A 19,637-nucleotide genomic window follows, 5' to 3' on the forward strand; every position below is an offset into this window, starting at 1 on the left:
ATCCAGAAATCCAAAATCATGATCTAATCTCCACCATTTTTCTGCACCTTCCCCTTCCCCCGGTACATAAACACCTGCCGCTTGCCATCCTGGTATTTCTTCAGCTTCCCCTTCTCCTCAAGCAGCAGGAGATCGGTTCTCGCAGTGGGTAAGGACACCTTGTATTTCCCGGCAATCTCGCTGATGGTGTAGTACCGGGTCGGGTACCGGATGAAGTCCCGGAGAATCTCTGCCTGGCGGAATGACAGGTCGGGAATCTGTTCAACGAGATGGAGTGATGCCGATTCTTCCTGCTTCCTGTGGATGATATACTGTTTCAGGTCCTCCAGTGCCCGGCCGATGATCTGGATATTGAAATCAATGAAATAAGTCATGTCGTTGCTGTCGGTCTCGGTCAGCAGGTAGGCCCGGGCGTACTGGGCCGGTGCATGCACGAAGATCCGCGAGATCGAGATGTATTCCAGCAGGTCATAGTGATGCTTGAGGGCAAACCAGTAGAAGAGCGCCCGGGCGGTCCTGCCGTTACCGTCATTGAACGGGTGGATGTACCCGATCAGGAAATGGATGATAATCGCTTTGACAATCGGGTGAATGAATTCATCGTCACTATTGGCAAATGCAATGAGATCATCCATCATTGCCGGGATTTTCCTGCACTCGGGCGGGTAATGGTAGATCTTTGTCGGGTCTGCTTTGCTGCCTACAACAATATCATCACAGGTCCGGAATTCCGTTTCATCGGCTTCGCTCTCTAAGGTCCCCTGGGTGATCTCATGGTGGATCTCTAAGATGAGTTCCCGGGACAATGGCTTGTCCCGCAGCTCCTTGAGGCGGCGGATCGTCTGGTAGTTGTTGACGATCATCCGTTCGGAAGTGTTTTTCGGCTTCCTTCCTTCCCGCAGGATCTTCTTGGCTTCCGGCCGGGTTGTCGCGGCCCCTTCAAGCTGGCTTGAAGCGATGGCTTCCTCCATCAGGGAATTTGCGAGATATTGTTTCTTATTCGCCTCACTGGGAAATTCTCCAAACAGCCAGTCGAAAGATGCAGGGGATGCCTTATCGATGCGGTGGAGTTGTTTCTGGAATGTTTCCGGGGAGTAGAAGAGGAATTTTTCATCTCCGATCTTTATCCTTCGGTACTTGGTCCTGCGTTGGTCTTTTATCGCGTACCAGAACAGGGTAGGGTCATAGGGGATTTTTTTTCGACGGAGATCGTCCCAGTGTATATACTCTGATTCATTGTATTTGCGGATCAAATGGCGGATCTCTTTGGATTCCTCCCCCTCTGAGAAAAAAATTGAAGCAAAGGACTCATACTCCTCCGAGAAACTTCCCTTTATATCCGGTGGCTTTTGAGGTATCTTCATCCCGCACCTGACCTACTATCATCTACTAAACTCTGTAAATTCTTACAAGATTTACAGGTATTTACAGATTGATTGGTGGAGGAAGAACAAAAAGGTTCTGTAAATTACTGAAAAATTTTCAGGTTCTTTCAAAGCCAAATAAACACTGACTTGTTATTCTCTCTAATTTAGATCGCACAATCCGCAGTCACGATTTGCTCCCATCATTTTTGCCGCACCCCCCCGCCCCTCTCCCGAATCCGGCCCCATAAAACGCTCCGTTACAAATCACGCAGCCGCGCCCGGATCCACAATCCCCCCGCCACCAAATCCGACCGTAATCCAAGCCCCGATTCCCGCATACTTGCCAGAATAACTGCGAAAAAACCTGGTTTCAGACCCTGTTGTTGACGCCAACAAAACGATCCCACATTTATTTTCACCCCACGGTAATACACTATAAAAGGCCAAACATCCGGTTAAGACTAAGGAAGCGATGGTGATAAACGATTGAGCGATAACCCAGTTCCGGAACCGGTGACCCGTTCCCAGATTCTCTTTTACCAGTCCGAAAACGGGACAAGCCGTATTGAGGTTCGGCTCGAAGAAGGAACGGTATGGCTCACCCAAGCACTCCTCGCTGAACTCTACCAGATAACCAAACAGAATGTCAGCCTCCATATCAGGAATATTCTGGCAGAGGGAGAACACTCGCGGACAGCAACTGTCAAGGAATACTTGACAGTTCAAAATGAAGGGACCCGAACCGTTCAGCGCTCTATTGAATACTACAATCTTGACATGATCCTCGCCATTGGCTACCGCGTCCGTTCCCCCCGGGGCACGCAGTTCCGCAGGTGGGCGACCGAACGGTTGAGCGAATACCTCATCAAAGGATTCGTACTCGATGACGAGCGGCTCAGGGAAGGAAAGAGCATCGGTGCGGACTACTTCGATGAACTGCTCGAACGCATCCGGGATATCCGGGCATCCGAGAAGCGGTTCTACCAGAAGATTAAGGATATTTATACGCTCGCGATCGATTACGATCCGCATGCGGAAACAACGCTCGGGTTTTTCAGGATCGTGCAGAACAAGCTGCATTGGGCAATCACCGGCCATACCGCTGCGGAGATTATTGCAGAACGGGCCGATGCATCCCTGCCGAATATGGGGCTTACTGCCTGGAAAGGGGCAAAGGTGAGAAAGAGCGATGTCACCGTTGCGAAAAATTACCTTGACGAGACGGAGATCCGGCAGCTCAATCGCATCATCACCATGTATCTCGATTATGCCGAGACCCAGGCCGAACGAAAACAGCCCGTGTACATGATCGAGTGGAGAGAGAAACTGGATAATTTCCTCAAATTCAATGAGCGGGAAATTCTTGAGGATGCCGGGAAAATATCCATGGAAATTGCACAGCACCTCGCATTAGAAGAATTTGAAAAATTTTCCCTGCGCCGGCTCGCTGAAGAAAATGCGTCTTCCGATACAGAGTTCGAGGCTGCTGCAAAAATGATTGAGCACAAGAAACGCGGGAACTAAAAAATCCTGATGGATCCGGTATTTCCGCCCCTCTCAATTTGCCGCACCCCCCAACCCCTCTCCCGAATCCGGCCCCGGAAAACGCTCCGTTACAAATCCCATAGCCGCGCCCGGATCCCTAATCCCCCCGCCCCTAAATTCCGCCCCAATCCAAGCCCCGATTCCCGCATACTTGCCAGAATAACTGCGAAAAAATTCGAAGCTACCAATTACCTTTTTAACCCGAATTTGCTAACATCTGGATCAATACAATGATCAGCAAATACGTCGGACAACTGGGAACATTGGCGAAAAAGATCTTTGCAACGCTGAAACAAAAGTGCGTTGTCGTGATCGACTGGATTATGTCCGCCCCCTCAGCTGCATCCGATGCCTGGCCGGTCCTTGTAGCAGCCAAGGGAAATGTACTGGACATGGGGAAGCGGTACAGGAAAACGAGCGGCCACGCCCCCCTCTTCTCGCTCTTCACCTTCTTTAAAGATAGTCAGTAAACGCCCGGTCCGGCGTTCTGGAATTCTACCGGAGCTTTAATCCCTGAGGTGACCTGCCGCTTTTCACACGGCTGTTTCTGACAGGAGAAAGAGCCCCGGCTCTCCCCGGACCGGCGTTTTTAAAATTTGCATGAACGAGCCCCGGCGCCCGAAGAAATCGTTGTCGAACAAACCCCTCAGAAGTGAAAAAAAATGAACGGATTCGCAGAAGAAAATGGATTTACAGAAACAAACCAGGAATCGCAGGAGAACACCCCGATTGCGGAGAAGATGGATGCGGCAGTAACCGCAGCTCCCGCACGGGCGATCGAACTCGATGGCATGCCGGTCGGAACTGACGATGCCGGTCGGGACAGAACCGGGCCGGGCGAGACCGGGCCAAAGGAATCCCCGCGTCGCAGCTCGGTCAAGGGCAAGAAGCGCCGGAAAGGACAATGGCACAAGAAGAACGCCGGCGGGGTTGCGGCCAAGGGCAAAAAGAACGGCCAGCACGTGCCCCGGGGGAGCTGCGAGATCGCGGCCCTGCTCGAAGAGGAGGGGTATATCGTCGGGGTCATTCCCGATCCAAAATCCCCGTTCGATCTCATCGGCTGGAGCAATGCGGGATCGATCCTGATCCGGGTGACGCGACCCATAGAGCTCGTTGCAAACGCCCGCAATGTCCGGGAGCAGTATGAGGAGATTGTCCGGGAGATGGAGCCGTATTACCGGACCGAAGCCGACAACATCCAGTTCATGGTCATCTCGCGGGCTCACGGGCTGCTGCGGTACCGGGTCTGGGACTGGGGCATTGGCAACGTCGTAACCATGCAGAAAATTATGAAAACCCCGCACGCATCCCCGTCCGATCAGCAAATAACAACCTCCGGGCCGGCGAATCGACGAGCGCGAAACTCTCCCTGCCCGGTTGAGCCAGCCGGGCTTGTAATCGCCCCGGATGCACCCCCCGTTCACACGGCTATACCCTTGTAAAACCCATAGTGGTATGTCAAACGGGCGCCCCGCAAGACACCAGAGTACAGAAGTCCGAACACACACGGGACACGATAAGACTTAATCGTGGGTCCCGCCAAATCCAGGCAGAAACCAGTATGGCACGGACCGCTCAGAGCCCTCGTCTGCTTGCACCACGGGATCCGGAGGATCCTGGCGCAAAACGCGGAGGTCGGCTCGCCACACCGGCCCGGCCAGGGAGGAACCAGGACAAGGAAAAAAAACAAGGAGTGATAGATTATGGGAGATTTCGCACAGAAAACAAACATCAAGAGCGCAACCCGGAGGCTTGCGGACCCGATTGCCGACATAACGGCGTTCAATACGATCGTCCAGGCGGTGATCACCACCAACCCGTTCGGGTGCATCTCGTACATGCTGAGCGGTGAGAACCACCAGCCCGTAGAGAAGAGCCGGGAAGCGTACACGGCAAAATTCGTGTACCAGGACGGACAGGCAAACCGGATCGGCAGCGGCTCGGAGAGCTACAACACGATCGCCGGCTTCACTGCCGGGGCAACAGCAGTACTTGCCAACACCGCAAACACTGCGGCACACGGGGGCACGGTGTACCACGACACGGACAAGGACACCTTCTCGGTGACCTTAAAGTGCCACGACCCCAGCGGAGAGACGTACTTCGTTACCCTCTCCCGCCAGCAGGTGACCCTCTCATCCTACGAAGATGATGGGATCCGCACAGTTGTGGAAACCTGGGCAGACGGCGTAACAGCGCTGAACTAAAAGAGGTGAGGAACATGGACACCGAACTCATCCTCACGGGAGCGTTCCTCGGGACGGGACTGCTCGCCTACGTGGTAATCCCCGGCCTGCTGGTAATGTGGGACCGGGTCCTCGACCACATGGAAGAATCAGGACAGAAAAAGCAGTAAACGGCGGGGGAGCAAATCCCCCGCTAACGGTATTTTTTTAATACGCGATGAATACTTTAAAACCAGCTCTCCAGCGTCTTCTGCCCTGCCTTGACCGAGAAATTCTCAAGCGCCTTGTTTATCCGGTCTTCCGAGAATTCATAGCCGTCGCAGAGCATCTTTTTTATCCCTGCTGTATCAGGGTGCCCCCAGACGAGGTTGTAATCGTCCGTTACCGGGGGGTGCAGGAAAAGATCCATCACCGGGGCCGGATCGAAGTCCGGCTGCTTCTCTTTGAGCTTTGCAGCAAACTCCCCTTTCTGCACGATCTTGAGGCCGGTCTTTGCGCCCACACCCGCAACGCCCGGGTTGAAATCGGTGCCGATCAGGATGCTGATCTCGATCAGCTGCTCGCGGGTAAGGTGCAGGCCGTTGAGCACTTCCGAGAGAACCAGCCGCTCCGGGCTCACCGTGATCTGCCGGCCCCGGATCTTGCGCTTGCCGCTCACCGTGAGATTGCGGACAAGGGTAGGGGCCCCGAACAGGAGCGTATCATAGTCCTGCGACACCACATACCGGGCTTCCCCTTTTGCCACCATGTAGGAGGCCTGTGCCTCCCCCTCCCCGGGTGCCTGCACGAACGGGATGCCCAGCAGACCTAGGAGTTCCTTGGAAGACGCGATAATCTCCGCATCCACCCGGGTTGCCGATCGCGCCTGCTTGTAGGCCTCGGCCTCATCCCCGCGTTCGACTGCTTCTTTCCAGCGTTCCCCCGCAGTATCGCGGAGCTGCCTGCGCTGGTCAACCGTTGCCTGCTTGAGCTCGCCGGGTTTCCCGTCAAACACAAAGACCGGCTTGATCCCCTTGTCCATGAAATTTGCAATCCGGAACAGGATGCCGGAGAGGTGGGAGGTGACCCGCCCGCGCCCGTCCATCAGCGGGGTGCCGTCCGGCTGCCGGATGATGGTTAGGAACTGGTAGAGGGTATTGTTCGCATCGATAGCTGCGATACCGGGAATGGTTTCCAGTGTAACCGGTGTCTTATAGTCTGCCAGAATGTCCCGTAGTGCAACGCCCATGCCTGTTCACGCTCTGGTTTATAGGTTATTTGTATGACCGTTTAGCATATTCGGCATTGAGTTCGTCGAGATGGGAGAAAAGCCTGGTCATATTTGGTCACCATGCGGTCCGAGATCTCTTCGAGATTGGTGCGGAGCATATGTTCGTAGGCGATCACGCTGTTTTTTAAGATTGCGCACCTTGACCTGCATCGACATAAACAGCCCGCCCAGCGAGAGCATCATCAGGCATGCGGCAACCGCGATCGTGAGGTCCTGCCAGAACCGGAGAATGAGAACAAGGGTGGAAATTACCAGAATAACAGTGAGCAGGATATCGACCGGGTAATCACGTATATCCATGCTTTTAGGTGATGAGAGCACAGTAATTAATCTAACGAATATACGGAGATCCCGCATGGACACGAAAAATCTCATCCCCCTTCTCGCAATGCCCCTCCTGCTCCTCATCGTAGAGATAGGCGCAGTCCTGCTCTCCCTGCCCGTGCAGGCATCAGGAATTGTAGCATTCGAAGATCCCACCTCGCTTGAAAACCCGCTCATCTTTATTGCGATCCTGCTGGTCTTTACCGGGTTCCTGCTGCTCTTGATCAAATACGATATGAAAAAGGTGATTGCGGCAGTCATCGGGCTCTCGCTCTTTTTCACGTTCGTGTATATCTTCATGGCCCTCGTCTATGCAGCATTCGGGGTTACTGATATTGCCACCATCGCGGTGCTGGTGCTCGCGATAATCGCAACGGCACTCCTGTACAAATACCCGGAATGGTACGTGATCGATGCGCTCGGGATCCTGATAGGCGCCGGTGTTGCCTCGATCTTTGGTGTCTCTTTGGATGTCTGGCCGGTGGTCATCCTGCTCATCCTGCTCGCAGTCTACGATGCGATCTCGGTGTACAAGACCAAGCACATGATCACCCTTGCCGAAGGCGTGATCGATCTCAAGACCCCGATCCTCTTCGTCATCCCCAAGAAGCGGGACTATTCGTTCATCAAGGAAGGTATCGGGAAGCTCGGCGATGGCGGGGAGCGGTCTGCGTTCATCATCGGTATGGGCGACCTGATCATGCCCTCCATACTGGTAGTATCGGCCAATGTATTCATACAGGGGTCGAAAATCGGGGGCATCCTCAATCTTCCTGCCCTTGGTGCGATCATCGGTTCGCTGGCCGGTCTCCTGGTCCTGCTCCACTTTGTCATGTCGGGAAAACCCCAGGCCGGGCTTCCGCCATTGAACGGGGGGACGATTATCGGGTTCCTTATCGGGCTGGCAGCGATGACGTGGATGTAATGGGTGGAAAAATTCCCGGAAGAATACTTTTTTTATCGGGCTGCTCCTGATTAACTGCATATTTTCATAAAACGTGTCTTGGAAAACCAGAATCCTTTTTGATAATTACGAGCAAGCCCCCCCATCGGGGTCGCCCGGCCGCATCGTCGGGGCCTCGCTGGGCAGGGCGGTTGATCCAACCCGGAAGGAAATTTTCCTGCACTGCTCCTTCTGTTTTCTCATTAATTCGTTCAATTCCCGATGTTGCAATTGTCCTCAGAATGTTGATGATAGCCTTCGAAAAATGGGGTCAAGGGGATGCTCCCCTTGGGTTGCTTCCCCCTCTGGGGGAGAGAGGGGGTCACCCTCCCTTATGTCAAAGAGAATAAGGGATCACTCGAAAGAAGGCTCACACCAGAGCAGGTATTTCTTAAAAACAGATAAAAAAAAGATGAATCAGGTTGTTATCGAGAGATCCTTTCCCGCACGGGCGGTGCGGGGCTTACGGACCTTCCGTTTCCGGACAACTACTATCTCTTCACCGGTGTCAACATCTATCTCCGTCTCTTCGGTTTCATGCTTTATGGGAGACCTGATATCCTTGACTATCTTCTTCTTTGCCTCTGCTTCCGGCTTGTGGGTCAGGATCTCTGCGAGTACCGCCTCGACACCGTCTCCGGTCTTGGTAGACATCGTCAGGTAACCTTCCCCTCCAACAAGGTCGGACTTGTTGGCAACGACAATCAATGGCACATCCACCATACCTGCAACTTCATCGCGCAGGTGGAGCTGGGCTTTCATGGAGTAGCCGCAGTGCTCTGAGGGATCGAGGATGAAGAGCACGATATCGGCAACATTCATCATGGCAGAGAGTGCCTGCCGCTCGATCTGGTTGCGTTCCTCTGCCGGGCGATCGAGAATGCCCGGTGTGTCCACGAACTGGATCCGCTCGCGGGGAAGGTCCCGGTGACCGACAATAACTCCCTTGGTGGTGAACGGGTATGCCGCCACTTCGGGGGCTGCTGATGAGACGCGTTTGATAAACGAGGATTTCCCTACATTGGGGTAGCCTGCAATCACAATGGTATACGCGTCTTCGACATGGGGGAGATGGCGCAGGACATTTCTCACTTCGTTTAAGAAATGCAGGTCCTTATCGATCTGGTGCACCATCGAAGCGAGCCGGGCTACCGCCCGCTTGCGCACAATGAGGGTGTCGGCAGCCTTGCGGGACTGCACGGCCAGCTGGTTTCCGATCATCTTGGTGTGCTTGGCAGCCCAGCCCACGGCCCCAAGGGACATTTTTATCCGCTCGATCCCGTAGAGGATATCAGCCAGTTCCCGGTAAAACGGGGGGAGGTCATCGAATTCGGGAAATCCCCGTATGATATAGACAAGGCGATCATGAACCGCTGCACCAACGGCCCGGACAAACTCTTCGTTTGCGCGTTCCTTGTTGGTCTTTTCCTTCATCTTCTTTGCTGCACGGCGGAAACTCCGGTCGAGGATCTCGTCCGCAGTTGGCACCGTCGGCATTTTTTCAAATTCCATAAATCGCCTACCTATATATTTATGGACCGTCATACGGTATATCGTTATGGACCTGTCCCTGATCCAAAAAGATATCCTCATCACCTTAATCACCCTCTACCACCGGCAGTCCCACTCCATCAAAGGCGAAGAGATTGCTGACCTGATCCAGCGCAACGCGGGGACCGTGCGCAACCAGATGCAGTCGCTCAAAGCTGTTGGCCTTGTGGATGGGGTGCCCGGCCCGAAAGGCGGGTACATTCCCACCGGTCTTGCCTATAAGGAACTCAACCTGAAAATATCCGAAGAAGGCGATTACGATGTCGCGATCAGTAAAAACGGGGTTCCGGTCAATGGGGCAAATGTCCAGGAGATCGCGTTCAACACCCTTTGCCACCCTGATGTCTGCCACGCGGTGATTAAACTGGTCGGGAGTGCCAAGCTCTTTGAAATAGGCGACCAGGTCACTGTTGGCCCTACTCCGGTCAACAAGCTCCTGATCCGGGGCGAGGTGTTCGGGAAAGACGAGTCAAAACAATCTCTTCTCATCGCCACATCAGAGATCATCTCGCTTCCCAAAAAACCGATCAGCACCTACATGAGCAGTCCGTTAAAAACCCTGACTCTTGAGAACACGCTGTTCGATGCCCTTGTCCTCTTCAATCGTGAGCATATTCACGGGGCCCCGATCCTTACGGATGGCAAACTTGCCGGTATTATCACGATAAGCGATATTGCAAAAGCCATTGAAAGGAATATTCCCCTTACAACAAAGGTTGCTGACGTCATGACAACCGATGTCGTGGAAGCCACTTCAGACACCCGGCTTTTCAGTGTGATCAACCGGTTCAAGGAGCGGGAGATCGGGCGGCTGATTGTGGTAGAAAATGGAAAACCCGTAGGCATTATCACCCAGTCTGATATCATCAGGGTGTTTCCTGCGCTTTAAAACAACATCTTTAGATATTTTGAATAGAATTGTATGGTGGAGAAGTATCTATGACTGAATTATCCCAGGCTGCAGTTGAACGAATTATCAAAAAGACCGGTGCCGAGCGTGTCAGTGCTGACGCCTGCGAGACTCTTGCAGAGCTGATGGAAGAGTATGGTATGTTCCTTGCAAAGGAAGCCAAGAAGATGTCAGATCATGCAGGCAGGAAAACCATGCGTGGATCCGATATCAGAATGGCTGCTGATATGTTTAAATGACCAAAATCAGGCATTTAATCTCAAAAACAACTCTTTTTGTCCTTTTCTTTTAGAACAGTTTAAATATTTATACGTCGTCAATTTTTTTATGACTCGTGTATTTGCCCGCACCCTTTCGCGCAAGAAGATTATGAGCAATGATGGTAAGCTTATCGGCACCCTGAAAAACATCAGGGTTGACTTTGATTCCGGGCAGGTTCTTGAGATGCTCATCCACCCGGATCAGACGTTCGATACGGCAAATTATGATATGGAAGATGACAAAATCTTAAAAATTTCCTTTGAATCGGTCAAGGATATTAAGGATTATATTGTAGTCGACCGCTTTGCGGCGCGAAGGTAGGACGCATATTTTTCAATAACTTCTACAAATCCATCCCCATATTCTTTTTCTGCAACATACTTTGCCGTTGCCTTGATATCCCGGTGGCCATTTGCAACGGTTGCCCCGATGCCGGCAGTTGCCAGCATCTGGATGTCATTGAGTGAATCGCCGACCGCAAGAAAATCTGAAGGTAAAAGCCCCATCTCCTCAGCCAGTGCGATAAGGGCCGTTCCCTTATCCACCCCACGTGACTGGAGGTGGATGGCATACCCGGTATCGAGCACCTTTACCGGGTAGTCTTTTAAGAGCATTTTTACTTCGCCGACCGGTACGGTACGGCCAAATGCCAGGTCGGCATAGCGATAGGTGGGGCTGTAGAGATCCAGCTCTGTTCCCTGCGAGTGGTAATGCGCCTGCAAGACTTCGAGTGCAGTGCGGCATACCCCCTGGTCCCCTTTGATGCGGGGGGTGCCGTTGAATCCGACCCGGAACACCCCGCCGTTCTCTGCAATGAACGTCCCATGGGTTCCGATCATTTTGCAGAGGGCATCCATGAAGCAGGAGGTATTCCCGCTTGCAAGTACCACTTCTATTCCGTCGTCTACAAGAGACCTGATAGTATTGATAGCACCGGTATTGATCCGGCGGGACGAATCCGTGATCGTCCCGTCAATATCCGTCAGGACTGCTTTTAACACGACTTGAGACCTGCCTCTTCGACAATGAACGGAGCTTCTCCCTCGGGAAGGTTGGGACTGTCCACGAGACGTGCAATACGTTTTCCGCCCTTGCTCTTGCGCAGGTAGAGACGGAAGGTGGCCGTGTGGCCGACAATGTTGCCGCCGATTGGCTTGGTCGGGTCGCCGAAGAAGACTGCCGGGTTGGACATGACCTGGTTGGTAACAAGCCCGACTCCGTTGTGCTCATCGATGAGCTTGAAGAGTTCGTGCATGTGCCGGTTCAGTTTCTGCTGCCGGGCGGCAAGGGTGCCCCTGCCGGCATATTCTGCCCGGAAGTGGGCAGTGAGCGAGTCGATGATGAAGAGTTTTACCGGTTTGTCGCTGTCCTTGAGTTCTGCCGCAAGATCGCGGGAGTTCTCAATAAGGAGCATCTGGTGGTCGGAGGTGTGAGCCCGGGCTATGTGGATATTTTGTAAAAATTCTTCCACATCCGGGATGTTATCCAGGCCGAGACCGTTTACCATCTGCTCGATACGCTCGGGGCGGAAGGTATTCTCCGTATCGATGTAGATGGCACTCCCGCCCAGTCCGCCCAGTTCTGTGGGAAGCTGCACGTTGACGGCCATCTGGTGGACGATCTGACTCTTACCGGAACCGAACTCACCGTACATCTCGGTGATGGCCTGGGTCTCCATGCCTCCGCCAAGCAGGGCATCAAGTTCAGGAACCCGGAAGGACAGTTTTTTGATATCCTTCCTCTGTTCAAAGATATCTTTTCCCGTCTTGAACCCGCCGATATCGGCAGCTTCACGTGCCGCCTTGATGATCTTTTTTGCGGTTGACTCGGATATCTCTGAGACTTCAGAGAGTTCTGCCGGCGCTGCGGTTGCGATACTTTCCACCGAGAGGTAACCAGCTTCGCGGAGCTTGTCTGCGGTGCTCGGGCCTACGCCCGGTAAATCTTCAATGCTTAATGGTCCTTCAGCCATTTCTTTACAACTCCTATGGCACAACAAGATGTTATAAACTCGCATATAACCCCGCGGAGTGCGTGGTGTGAAAGTGTCATTTATTCTTTGAGACTCTCGTTGAATCGCTGGAGATGTGCCAGTACATCCTCCGGTTTGAGAACTACCGGCTCGGCCCGTTCCGGAATAATCCGGCTTCCCTTGAGAAGCCCGGCTACCGCAAGCCCGGTGCCATGGGGAAAACTACCCTCGATCAGGTAACGGTCCGTGCCATTATCGATAAACGTGCAACCGTTCCCGTGGATGATGATCCCGGTAAAGACAATGGGCTGTGCCGTTTCATCCGGCACCCTGAATGCACTGCCCCTGCCTACGCCCAGTTCAATGCCGCCGAACCGCCCGGGTTTGGCGCTTGCATGGTAGGCCTCCACCCGGTCGCCCGTTTTTAAGGGTATCAGGGCAAAATCTCCCCAGAGAACCAGCTTGAGATCCTCGCCTTCGTCACTGACGAGAATATTTCTTACCCATGAAGCAGTTCCGCTCTTGGTGGTAAAGGAGCGGGGCTGCTGCATCTGTTTCACCTGCCCCTTTACCGAGTAGATACCCTGGTCGCTTACGGAACCCAGCGGTGTGAATGGCACGGAAATCTCCGTACCCGTGACGGCGACCGTGCTCGTTTCATCGAGACTGTAATCCCGGCCTTCGCTCTTATTGTTGGGTTTTGCCCCGGTGATATGCACCGTGGTGCCGGGAGCGATATCGTTCAGCAGTTCCGGAGCCCATGCAACGAGCCGTGCCGAACCCTTGTCATCGCCGATCACGGCTTCCACCATCTCGCTGGTAGTGCCGTCCCTGCGGGTGAATGAGCGGGGTTCGTTTATGCTGATGATGACTGCATCGAGATCCACCGGTTCATTGGAAAGGCTGTCTGCACCCGTACCCTGTGCCGGCAGGGCGCAGGTGATCTCGCAGCTTGCCTGGCGAAGGGCAAGGGCATAGATCTCTTTTGTGCTCTTTCCCGGGTGCCGGCCAATGATCTCCAGCACGTCGCCAATGACCACATCGATTGCTGCTCCGGCTTTCTCATCCCAGAGCACGACCCGGGTAGTTCCTGTCTCGTCGCCGAGAAGCAGGGTGGCAACCCAGCCCTTCTCGCCATCTGCCCGGTTAAACTCCTTGGGCTCGGTCTTGTCAATGACTTTCCCGAAAAAAGAAAAAAGGCTGGACTTTCCGCTCAGCCCCTTGATCTTCACATGCTGCCGGCCCAGTTCGCCGATCACCATCATGGCGGCGGTAGGTTCATCGACCAGGTCGCCGCATTCCTCGATCTTGGTATCTACGCGCCGTTCGAACTCCTCGGTGGTGATCAGGTCATCGACCAGTGCGTAGTGAAAGAGGACCACGGGATACTCCGCTTACTGCTGCCAGGCAGGGCGTTCCATTGTTGCGGTGATATCGGCAACCGTCTCGCCCCTGCGCATGAGTCCGGCCTGTGTTCCCTTGATCAGTACCTCGGGGCACCGCGGGCGGCTGTTGTACTGTGATGACATGGCATACCCGTAAGCACCGGCATCGAGCACCGCGATGATATCGCCGGCTGCAAGCTGGGGAAGTTTCCGGTCGGGTGCAAGAATGTCGCCGGTCTCGCAGATGGGGCCGGTTACCGTGTATTCCGAAGAGAGCGGTGCATCGGCCTTGTTTGCAACAATGACTTCGTGGTAGGAGTCATACATCGCGGGCCGGATGAGCAGGTTAAACCCTGCATCCACGTTGGCAAACCGCTTGTGGGCCGATTTTGTCGAGTTGACCCGGGTGAGGAGAATTGTCGAATCAGCAACAAGTGAGCGGCCGGGTTCAATCCAGAGTTCCGGGGTGATCCCGCAGGCCTCAACACCGGCTTTGAAGACCGGGATGACCTTTGCGGCATAGTCCTCCGGGGACGGTGACGGGTCGGTATCGTGGTGGTACGGAATTCCCAGTCCGCCACCGAGATCGATGAACTCGAGTTTCACGCCAAGGTTGGTGAGTTCCTTTGCGATCCGCATCATCACTTCGGCTGCACGGACAAAGGGTTCCACATCGAGGATCTGCGAGCCGATATGGCAGTGAATCCCGACCGGCTGGATGTTTTTACAGGCAAGGGCCTCTTGGTATGCCGCGGGAATCTCCTTGTGGGGGATGCCGAACTTGCTGGTGGCAAGGCCGGTGGCGATCTTCGGGTGGGTGGGGACTTCGAGCGCCGGGTTGACCCGGAACGCGATCTTGACCGTCTTTCCTGCTGCACGAGCCGCTGCATCGAGCTGGTGGAGTTCGTCGAGCGAATCCACCGAGACTTTCACGCCTTTTTCAACCGCGAGTTTCAGATCGGCCGGGGTCTTGGAACTGCCATTGAAGAGCAGTTTTTCCGGTGCCATACCCGCTTCAAGGGCGAGGTGGAGTTCTCCGGATGAGAAGATGTCGGCTCCTGCCCCGAGTTTGGCAAGTGCCCGCATTATCGCGAGATTGCCGTTCGCTTTTGCGGCGAAGAGCACCTGCACCTTGGGGTAACGGGCACCGAAGGCTTTTTTGTAGCTCTCGAACTGCTCGATGACTCGGTCCTCGCTCGTGACGTAGAGTGGCGTCCCGTACTGCTCTGCAAGGGCAACACAGTCCTGCCCGTTGATCTTCAGGTGACCGTTCTGCACGGTGAGATGGTGAGCGAGTTTCACAGGTTCAGCCTCCGCATGCGTTCGATGGCCTCGTTGATCCGGGCCACCGGGCGGGTGATGGCAAACCGCACATAGCCTTCGCCGCTGGCGCCAAAGCCAACGCCGGGGGTTGCAACAATACCTGCTTCATTGAGCAGTTTTGCGGAGAATGCCATGCAGTCCTTGACCGGGAGCCAGACATAGAAGGTTGCCTTTGGGGTGGGCACATCGAACCCGAGACTCCGCAGGCCGGCGATGAGCACATCGCGGCGTTCCTGGTAGATAGTGCAGGCTTCTTTCACGCAGTCCTGCGATCCGCTGAGTGCGGTGATTGCGGCGTGCTGCACCGCGTTGAAGACCCCGGAGTCCACGTTGGTCTTGACCCGGCCGAGCCCGGCAAGGATCTCGGCATTGCCGACTGCCATGCCGATCCTCCAGCCGGTCATGTTGTAGGTCTTCGAGAGCGAGTGCATCTCGATACCCACATCTATGGCACCCTTGGTTTCAAGGAACGAGGGAGCCCGGTACCCGTCAAAGGCGATCTCGGAGTACGCATTGTCCGAGACTACGACGATATTGTTATCGGCGGCAAAGTCCACGACCTCTTTGTAAAATCCGTCGGGCGCGATTGCTGCGGTCGGGTTGTTGGGGTAATTGATGTAGATGATCTTTGCCTTTCTGGCCACCTCTTTCGGGATATCGGCAAGCACGGGGACGAAGTTGTTCTGCCGGGTGAGTGGCATCTCGTGTACCTGTCCTTCGGCAAAGAGAGTGCCGGTCCGGTACACCGGGTAGCCGGGGCTCGGGGCGAGCACATAGTCGCCGGGATTGACAAACGCCTCAGCGATGTGGGCAATACCATCCTTGGAGCCCATCAGGGCAACAACTTCTTTTCCCGCATCGAGCGTGACGCCAAACCGCTGTTTGTACCAGTCGGCAACAGCGCTCCGGTACGCGGGCATACCCACGTATGACGGGTAGTGGTGGTTCTCCGGGTTCTTTGCTGCCTGGCAGAGCGATTCCACGATATGGGGCGGGGTAGCGAGATCCGGGTCTCCTACGCCGAGGTCGATGATGTCTACTCCTTTTTTCTGTTGTTCAGCTTTCATCTCGTCGATCCGTGCAAAAAGATACGGCGGGAGATTGCTCATGCGTGATGCGTACATAAGTACTTAATTTTGGCTGTGTGACGTATAGTAATTAACGCTACCAGCACATCGTCTTCGTGACTGCCTGCTGGTGTTCTGGAATACCCTTAATACATAACAATGGATAATGAGCGCTATGGAGAATAGTCCGGTAATTATCGATGCACAGGGATTATCCAAGCAATACGGGGATGTAACAGCGGTAGACGCGGTTTCGTTAACCGTGCGGAAGGGGGAACTCTTCGGCCTGCTCGGGCCCAATGGATCCGGTAAAACCACGATGATCCGAATGCTGACCGGGCAGACCCGGCCAACCCGGGGTGCGGCAACCGTGCTTGGCCTGGATGTAGAAAAGAATCCCATCGGTGTCCGTGAACGCGTGGGCATCATCCCTGAGCAGGAGACCCCGCCCAGCTTCTTAACCGCAACCGAATACCTGGATTTTGTCGGGGAGGTGCGCCATATTCCCGATGTCCGGAAAGAGGCCGACTGGTGGTTCGATTTCCTGGATTTTTCCGACAAGCGGGATGTGCTCTGCAAAGATCTCTCGCGGGGCACCCGGCAGAAACTGATGTTTACGCAGGCGTTTCTCCACAAACCTGTGCTTGCGCTCATCGATGAACCCTTAATCAACTTCGATCCCATCATGCAGCATAAGGTCAAGGATTTCCTGGCCGACTATACCAAAGCGGGCAATACGATCTTCATCTCCACCCACATCCTGGAGATCGCAGAAGAGATCTGCACAAAATTTGCGATTCTCCACAACGGAAAACTGCTCCACACCGGTACTGTTGCGGATGTAAAAGCAGCAGACCAGCATCTTGACGGGTTCTTCCTTTCACTTGTGCGGAAGGATGGCCATGTTTAAGCTCTTCACCGGCATGATGAAAGAGGAGTGGCGGATCCATTCCACCATCTTCGGCAGCCTGAGTTTTGCCCTCTTTCCGGTGATGATCTTTGGCATCGCTTTTATGGGCTCATTCCTGCTGCCCCTCTTCCGGGCAGTGATTCCCGGCTCTGACCTTGCCACCATCATTCACGCGCTCTTTCTTCTGCTCGGCATCATGGTCGGGGCATTCGGGCTGATCGGGCAGGAAGCGATGAACCGGCGGTTCGGGCAGGCAAGCCTGCTGGCCTACTCGGCAAAGAGCCTCCCTATCTCGGAAAAAGAGATATTCTGCACGTTTGTGATTAAGGATACGGTCTACTATTTCATTCTCTGGGTGCTCCCCTTTGTCGGGGGTTTTGCCATTGCCTCGCCATTTATCGGTATCCCGCTGGCCCTGCCTGCTCTCCTGCTCGTCACGCTCACGCTCGCATTTCTCACCGGGCTCGCCGGAGTGTTCTTCCTCTCTACGGTCTATGCACGTTCGAAAACGGCGCTGGGCCTGATCCTGGGACTCCTTCTTGTCGGAGGATTAGCCCTGTATCTCGGTGCCGGCATCAATATTGCGCTCCTGTTTCCGCCTCTCATGCTGTTCCATGCCTTCTCATGGGGCATGTTCGGCCTTACCTGTGCAGCGATCCTGATCCTGTCCGCAGTTGCAGTCCTGCTCTTTACGGCAGAATATACGGACACCACGAAACGGTACGCAAATGCGATGGCGCCGCTTTCCCGGAGGTTATCATTTTTCCCCCACCCCCCGCTTGCCGCCAAGGATCTTATCGATATGCGGCGGAGTGGAAGTCTTGTCGGCCAGACGATCTTTTCCTTCCTCATCCCACTCGGGCTCCTCTGGTTTTTGCTCTCGGTGCTGACGCAACTGCTCCCCCCGGGCGGGGTCCTGCTGCTCTTTGCCATTCTTACCGGCGTGATTGCCTCTACGATGTACACGTGGATCACGGCGTTTGATTCCTACAGTACGTATACAACCCTGCCGGTCAGTGTCAGGACACTCCTGACGAGCAAGATGTGCAGTTTTACCGTGCTCCAGGTTATTCCGGTTGCCCTGATTATAGCCGTCAGCCTGCTATCAGGCGGGGTTGCGTACCTTGTCCCGGCACTGGCAATCTGCCTCTCTGTCTCGTTCTTCTCCCTGTCGGTAACGATCTGGCTCACCGGTCTTGCCCCATCTGTCCTTGTCTATGATGCAAAGGTCCTGCTCATCTATCTCTTTGTGCTGGGAGTTGCGCTGATCGTGCTTATCGCTCTGGCGTTCATCAACCCGTATTATGCGCTCCTGTCCGTGCTGCTCTTCCTGCCGGCATGGCTGTTCATCCGGGAAAGTTATGTGAAATGGGAAGATCTCGACCAGCCGACATTTTAATGGAGAAACTCATGGAATCACCGGAAATTGTAGTGATTTTCTGCACGATACCTGCTGCAGAATCAGAAGCCATGGCCCGGGCACTCGTGGAGCGAAAGCTCGTTGCCTGTGTCAATGTCGTTCCGGTACATTCCTATTACCCGTGGAACGGGGAGTTCTGCTCGGAGCCGGAGCACCTGCTCATTGCAAAGACCCGGGAATCGATGAAAACCGATGTCATTGCTGCTATCCGGCAGTTGCACAGCTACGAAGTGCCCGAGATCATCGCAGTGCCGGTCATTGCGGGGTATGCCCCCTACCTTGCGTGGGTGCAGGATGAGACAAAAGATGAGGTTTGAAAGTCATTCGCTCCCCTTTCATGGCGGGATGCGCAAGATTATTGCCTGTAGTGAATAATGAAACTGTACCAACCAGCAGGGGAAGGTCAAAAAGTGACAGGTGAACCAACCACACAACCGGCAACCGCACTTCTCGTGCTCGGGTGCCCGCAGGTACCGGTGCAGACAAGTATTGCTCTGTACCTGATCAACCGGCTCAAAAAGGCGGGTATCGTTCCTACTGTTGCCGGCAACAAGGCAGCAAACACGCTTCTCGTTGTTGCAGATCCCGACCGGCATTACCTGGGCGAGGTCATGGACCTTGACCGGGCGGTTGTCATGATCACCGGGAAGAAGCGGGACTTTGACCGCTGTTTTGTCTTTATCCATAATGATGCCGGGATCACCTATGCCGGGACCATGAGTGCGATCTCGAAAGCGAAGGTTTACTCCATTATCTATGGTGAGCATTACGAGGACCTGGTCAAACAGATAGACTTCCCCTGCACTACCATTGCGGCAAAAGCCGTGCATAATCCCCTGCCATTAAAGAAAGCGCTTGACGAGGTGGCACCATGGGCTGCGTAGAATCGATGAATTACGAGATCGTGCTCAGGGATGCGACCTTTAAGGAATCCCGCGATTTTATCAAAAAGACCTATGCCGAGTTCCGGGATGTTGAACCCGGGTTCAAGGTCTTTGATGTCCACGTGATCGGGTTGCCCCCGATTGCCATAGGGCTTGACGGGGATTTTGTGATCTTTCCCTATACCAAGCCCTGCCATGGCACGTTCCTCCTGCGGGTTGAGGATAAGGATGAGGCAGCACGATTGCGTGCGCTTAAAAAGTGAATATTTGTCATTTTAAAATGGATACAGTAAATAATATACAGGGCCAATAATCAGAA

General features: G+C 54.2%; 21 protein-coding genes and 1 pseudogene. 13 read left to right on the forward strand and 9 right to left on the reverse strand.

All coding sequences use genetic code 11. The features are described from left to right. Nucleotides 1-23: 23 nt before the first annotated feature. Entirely contained in the window at nucleotides 24-1,364 is a 1,341-nt protein-coding gene (locus tag CVV30_00855; protein ID PKL69956.1) for a transposase, read from the reverse strand. Between the two features lie 531 nt (nucleotides 1,365-1,895). Between CVV30_00855 and CVV30_00860 the strand changes: the two genes are divergently transcribed. The 4 genes from CVV30_00860 to CVV30_00875 all read left to right on the forward strand — a co-directional run bounded on the left by CVV30_00860 (nucleotide 1,896) and on the right by CVV30_00875 (nucleotide 5,119). Next, nucleotides 1,896-2,891 carry a hydroxyacid dehydrogenase gene (locus CVV30_00860; GenBank protein ID PKL70919.1) on the forward strand — a complete coding sequence of 332 codons (996 nt, stop codon included), beginning with the start codon at nucleotides 1,896-1,898 and terminating at the stop codon, nucleotides 2,889-2,891. A 251-nt stretch (nucleotides 2,892-3,142) separates the two neighbouring features. After that, nucleotides 3,143-3,382, forward strand: a complete 240-nt coding sequence (locus CVV30_00865) for a hypothetical protein (protein ID PKL69957.1) — start codon at nucleotides 3,143-3,145, stop codon at nucleotides 3,380-3,382. A gap of 192 nt (nucleotides 3,383-3,574) precedes the next feature. Further along, nucleotides 3,575-4,354, forward strand: coding sequence for a hypothetical protein (locus CVV30_00870; protein ID PKL69958.1), 780 nt, complete (start codon nucleotides 3,575-3,577; stop codon nucleotides 4,352-4,354). Between the two features lie 261 nt (nucleotides 4,355-4,615). Continuing rightward, nucleotides 4,616-5,119 carry a hypothetical protein gene (locus CVV30_00875; protein ID PKL69959.1) on the forward strand — a complete coding sequence of 168 codons (504 nt, stop codon included), beginning with the start codon at nucleotides 4,616-4,618 and terminating at the stop codon, nucleotides 5,117-5,119. A gap of 205 nt (nucleotides 5,120-5,324) precedes the next feature. On the opposite strand, the gene fen is transcribed toward CVV30_00875, so the two are convergent. Further along, the gene (fen, locus tag CVV30_00880; GenBank protein ID PKL69960.1) at nucleotides 5,325-6,326 is read right to left on the reverse strand and encodes a flap endonuclease-1; all 1,002 of its coding nucleotides are present in this window, start codon (nucleotides 6,324-6,326) and stop codon (nucleotides 5,325-5,327) included. A 41-nt stretch (nucleotides 6,327-6,367) separates the two neighbouring features. Then, a pseudogene (locus CVV30_00885) lies at nucleotides 6,368-6,668 on the reverse strand (hypothetical protein). A 55-nt stretch (nucleotides 6,669-6,723) separates the two neighbouring features. Here CVV30_00885 and CVV30_00890 point away from each other — a divergent pair. Continuing rightward, the gene (locus CVV30_00890) at nucleotides 6,724-7,617 is read left to right on the forward strand and encodes a hypothetical protein (GenBank protein PKL69961.1); all 894 of its coding nucleotides are present in this window, start codon (nucleotides 6,724-6,726) and stop codon (nucleotides 7,615-7,617) included. Nucleotides 7,618-8,052: 435 nt separating this feature from the next. On the opposite strand, the gene CVV30_00895 is transcribed toward CVV30_00890, so the two are convergent. After that, nucleotides 8,053-9,147 carry a GTP-binding protein gene (locus CVV30_00895; protein ID PKL69962.1) on the reverse strand — a complete coding sequence of 365 codons (1,095 nt, stop codon included), beginning with the start codon at nucleotides 9,145-9,147 and terminating at the stop codon, nucleotides 8,053-8,055. A 46-nt stretch (nucleotides 9,148-9,193) separates the two neighbouring features. Between CVV30_00895 and CVV30_00900 the strand changes: the two genes are divergently transcribed. From CVV30_00900 to CVV30_00910, 3 genes are all read left to right on the forward strand, one after another. Then, nucleotides 9,194-10,075 (forward strand): hypothetical protein, encoded by an 882-nt coding sequence (locus CVV30_00900; protein ID PKL69963.1) that lies wholly within the window; start codon nucleotides 9,194-9,196, stop codon nucleotides 10,073-10,075. A 50-nt stretch (nucleotides 10,076-10,125) separates the two neighbouring features. Further along, nucleotides 10,126-10,335 (forward strand): histone, encoded by a 210-nt coding sequence (locus tag CVV30_00905; protein ID PKL69964.1) that lies wholly within the window; start codon nucleotides 10,126-10,128, stop codon nucleotides 10,333-10,335. An 88-nt stretch (nucleotides 10,336-10,423) separates the two neighbouring features. Then, nucleotides 10,424-10,678: a photosystem reaction center subunit H gene (locus tag CVV30_00910; GenBank protein ID PKL69965.1), complete on the forward strand. Its 255-nt coding sequence runs from the start codon at nucleotides 10,424-10,426 to the stop codon at nucleotides 10,676-10,678. Here the strand turns inward: CVV30_00910 and CVV30_00915 are convergent. From CVV30_00915 to CVV30_00935, 5 genes are all read right to left on the reverse strand, one after another. Continuing rightward, complete coding sequence (locus CVV30_00915) at nucleotides 10,642-11,358, reverse strand: phosphoglycolate phosphatase (protein PKL69966.1); 717 nt, start codon at nucleotides 11,356-11,358, stop codon at nucleotides 10,642-10,644. The two genes, CVV30_00910 and CVV30_00915, sit on opposite strands and share 37 nt — an antisense overlap. After that, entirely contained in the window at nucleotides 11,352-12,329 is a 978-nt protein-coding gene (locus CVV30_00920) for a DNA repair and recombination protein RadA (protein PKL69967.1), read from the reverse strand. Before CVV30_00920 ends, CVV30_00915 begins: the two co-directional genes overlap by 7 nt. Nucleotides 12,330-12,409: 80 nt before the next feature. Further along, on the reverse strand, nucleotides 12,410-13,711 hold the full coding sequence (locus CVV30_00925; protein ID PKL69968.1) for a nucleic acid-binding protein: 1,302 nt from the start codon (nucleotides 13,709-13,711) through the stop codon (nucleotides 12,410-12,412). A 12-nt stretch (nucleotides 13,712-13,723) separates the two neighbouring features. Then, on the reverse strand, nucleotides 13,724-15,016 hold the full coding sequence (lysA, locus tag CVV30_00930) for a diaminopimelate decarboxylase (GenBank protein ID PKL69969.1): 1,293 nt from the start codon (nucleotides 15,014-15,016) through the stop codon (nucleotides 13,724-13,726). Beyond that, a complete protein-coding gene (locus CVV30_00935; GenBank protein ID PKL69970.1) occupies nucleotides 15,013-16,161 on the reverse strand; it encodes an LL-diaminopimelate aminotransferase in 1,149 nt (382 codons plus the stop codon). The genes lysA and CVV30_00935 overlap by 4 nt, the downstream gene beginning before the upstream one ends. A gap of 118 nt (nucleotides 16,162-16,279) precedes the next feature. Between CVV30_00935 and CVV30_00940 the strand changes: the two genes are divergently transcribed. The 5 genes from CVV30_00940 to CVV30_00960 are packed head-to-tail and all read left to right on the forward strand — an operon-like array spanning nucleotide 16,280 to nucleotide 19,581. Continuing rightward, nucleotides 16,280-17,014, forward strand: a complete 735-nt coding sequence (locus CVV30_00940; protein ID PKL69971.1) for an ABC transporter ATP-binding protein — start codon at nucleotides 16,280-16,282, stop codon at nucleotides 17,012-17,014. Next, nucleotides 17,007-18,413, forward strand: coding sequence for a hypothetical protein (locus tag CVV30_00945; GenBank protein ID PKL69972.1), 1,407 nt, complete (start codon nucleotides 17,007-17,009; stop codon nucleotides 18,411-18,413). The genes CVV30_00940 and CVV30_00945 overlap by 8 nt, the downstream gene beginning before the upstream one ends. A gap of 11 nt (nucleotides 18,414-18,424) precedes the next feature. Continuing rightward, nucleotides 18,425-18,751: a divalent-cation tolerance protein CutA gene (locus CVV30_00950; GenBank protein PKL70920.1), complete on the forward strand. Its 327-nt coding sequence runs from the start codon at nucleotides 18,425-18,427 to the stop codon at nucleotides 18,749-18,751. Nucleotides 18,752-18,808: 57 nt separating this feature from the next. Next, nucleotides 18,809-19,318, forward strand: coding sequence for a DUF1890 domain-containing protein (locus CVV30_00955; GenBank protein PKL69973.1), 510 nt, complete (start codon nucleotides 18,809-18,811; stop codon nucleotides 19,316-19,318). Then, nucleotides 19,306-19,581: a hypothetical protein gene (locus tag CVV30_00960; protein ID PKL69974.1), complete on the forward strand. Its 276-nt coding sequence runs from the start codon at nucleotides 19,306-19,308 to the stop codon at nucleotides 19,579-19,581. Before CVV30_00955 ends, CVV30_00960 begins: the two co-directional genes overlap by 13 nt. Nucleotides 19,582-19,637: the final 56 nt, after the last annotated feature.

It is taken from the genome of Methanomicrobiales archaeon HGW-Methanomicrobiales-1, assembly GCA_002839675.1.
Classification (GTDB): Archaea; Halobacteriota; Methanomicrobia; order Methanomicrobiales; family Methanospirillaceae; genus Methanoregula.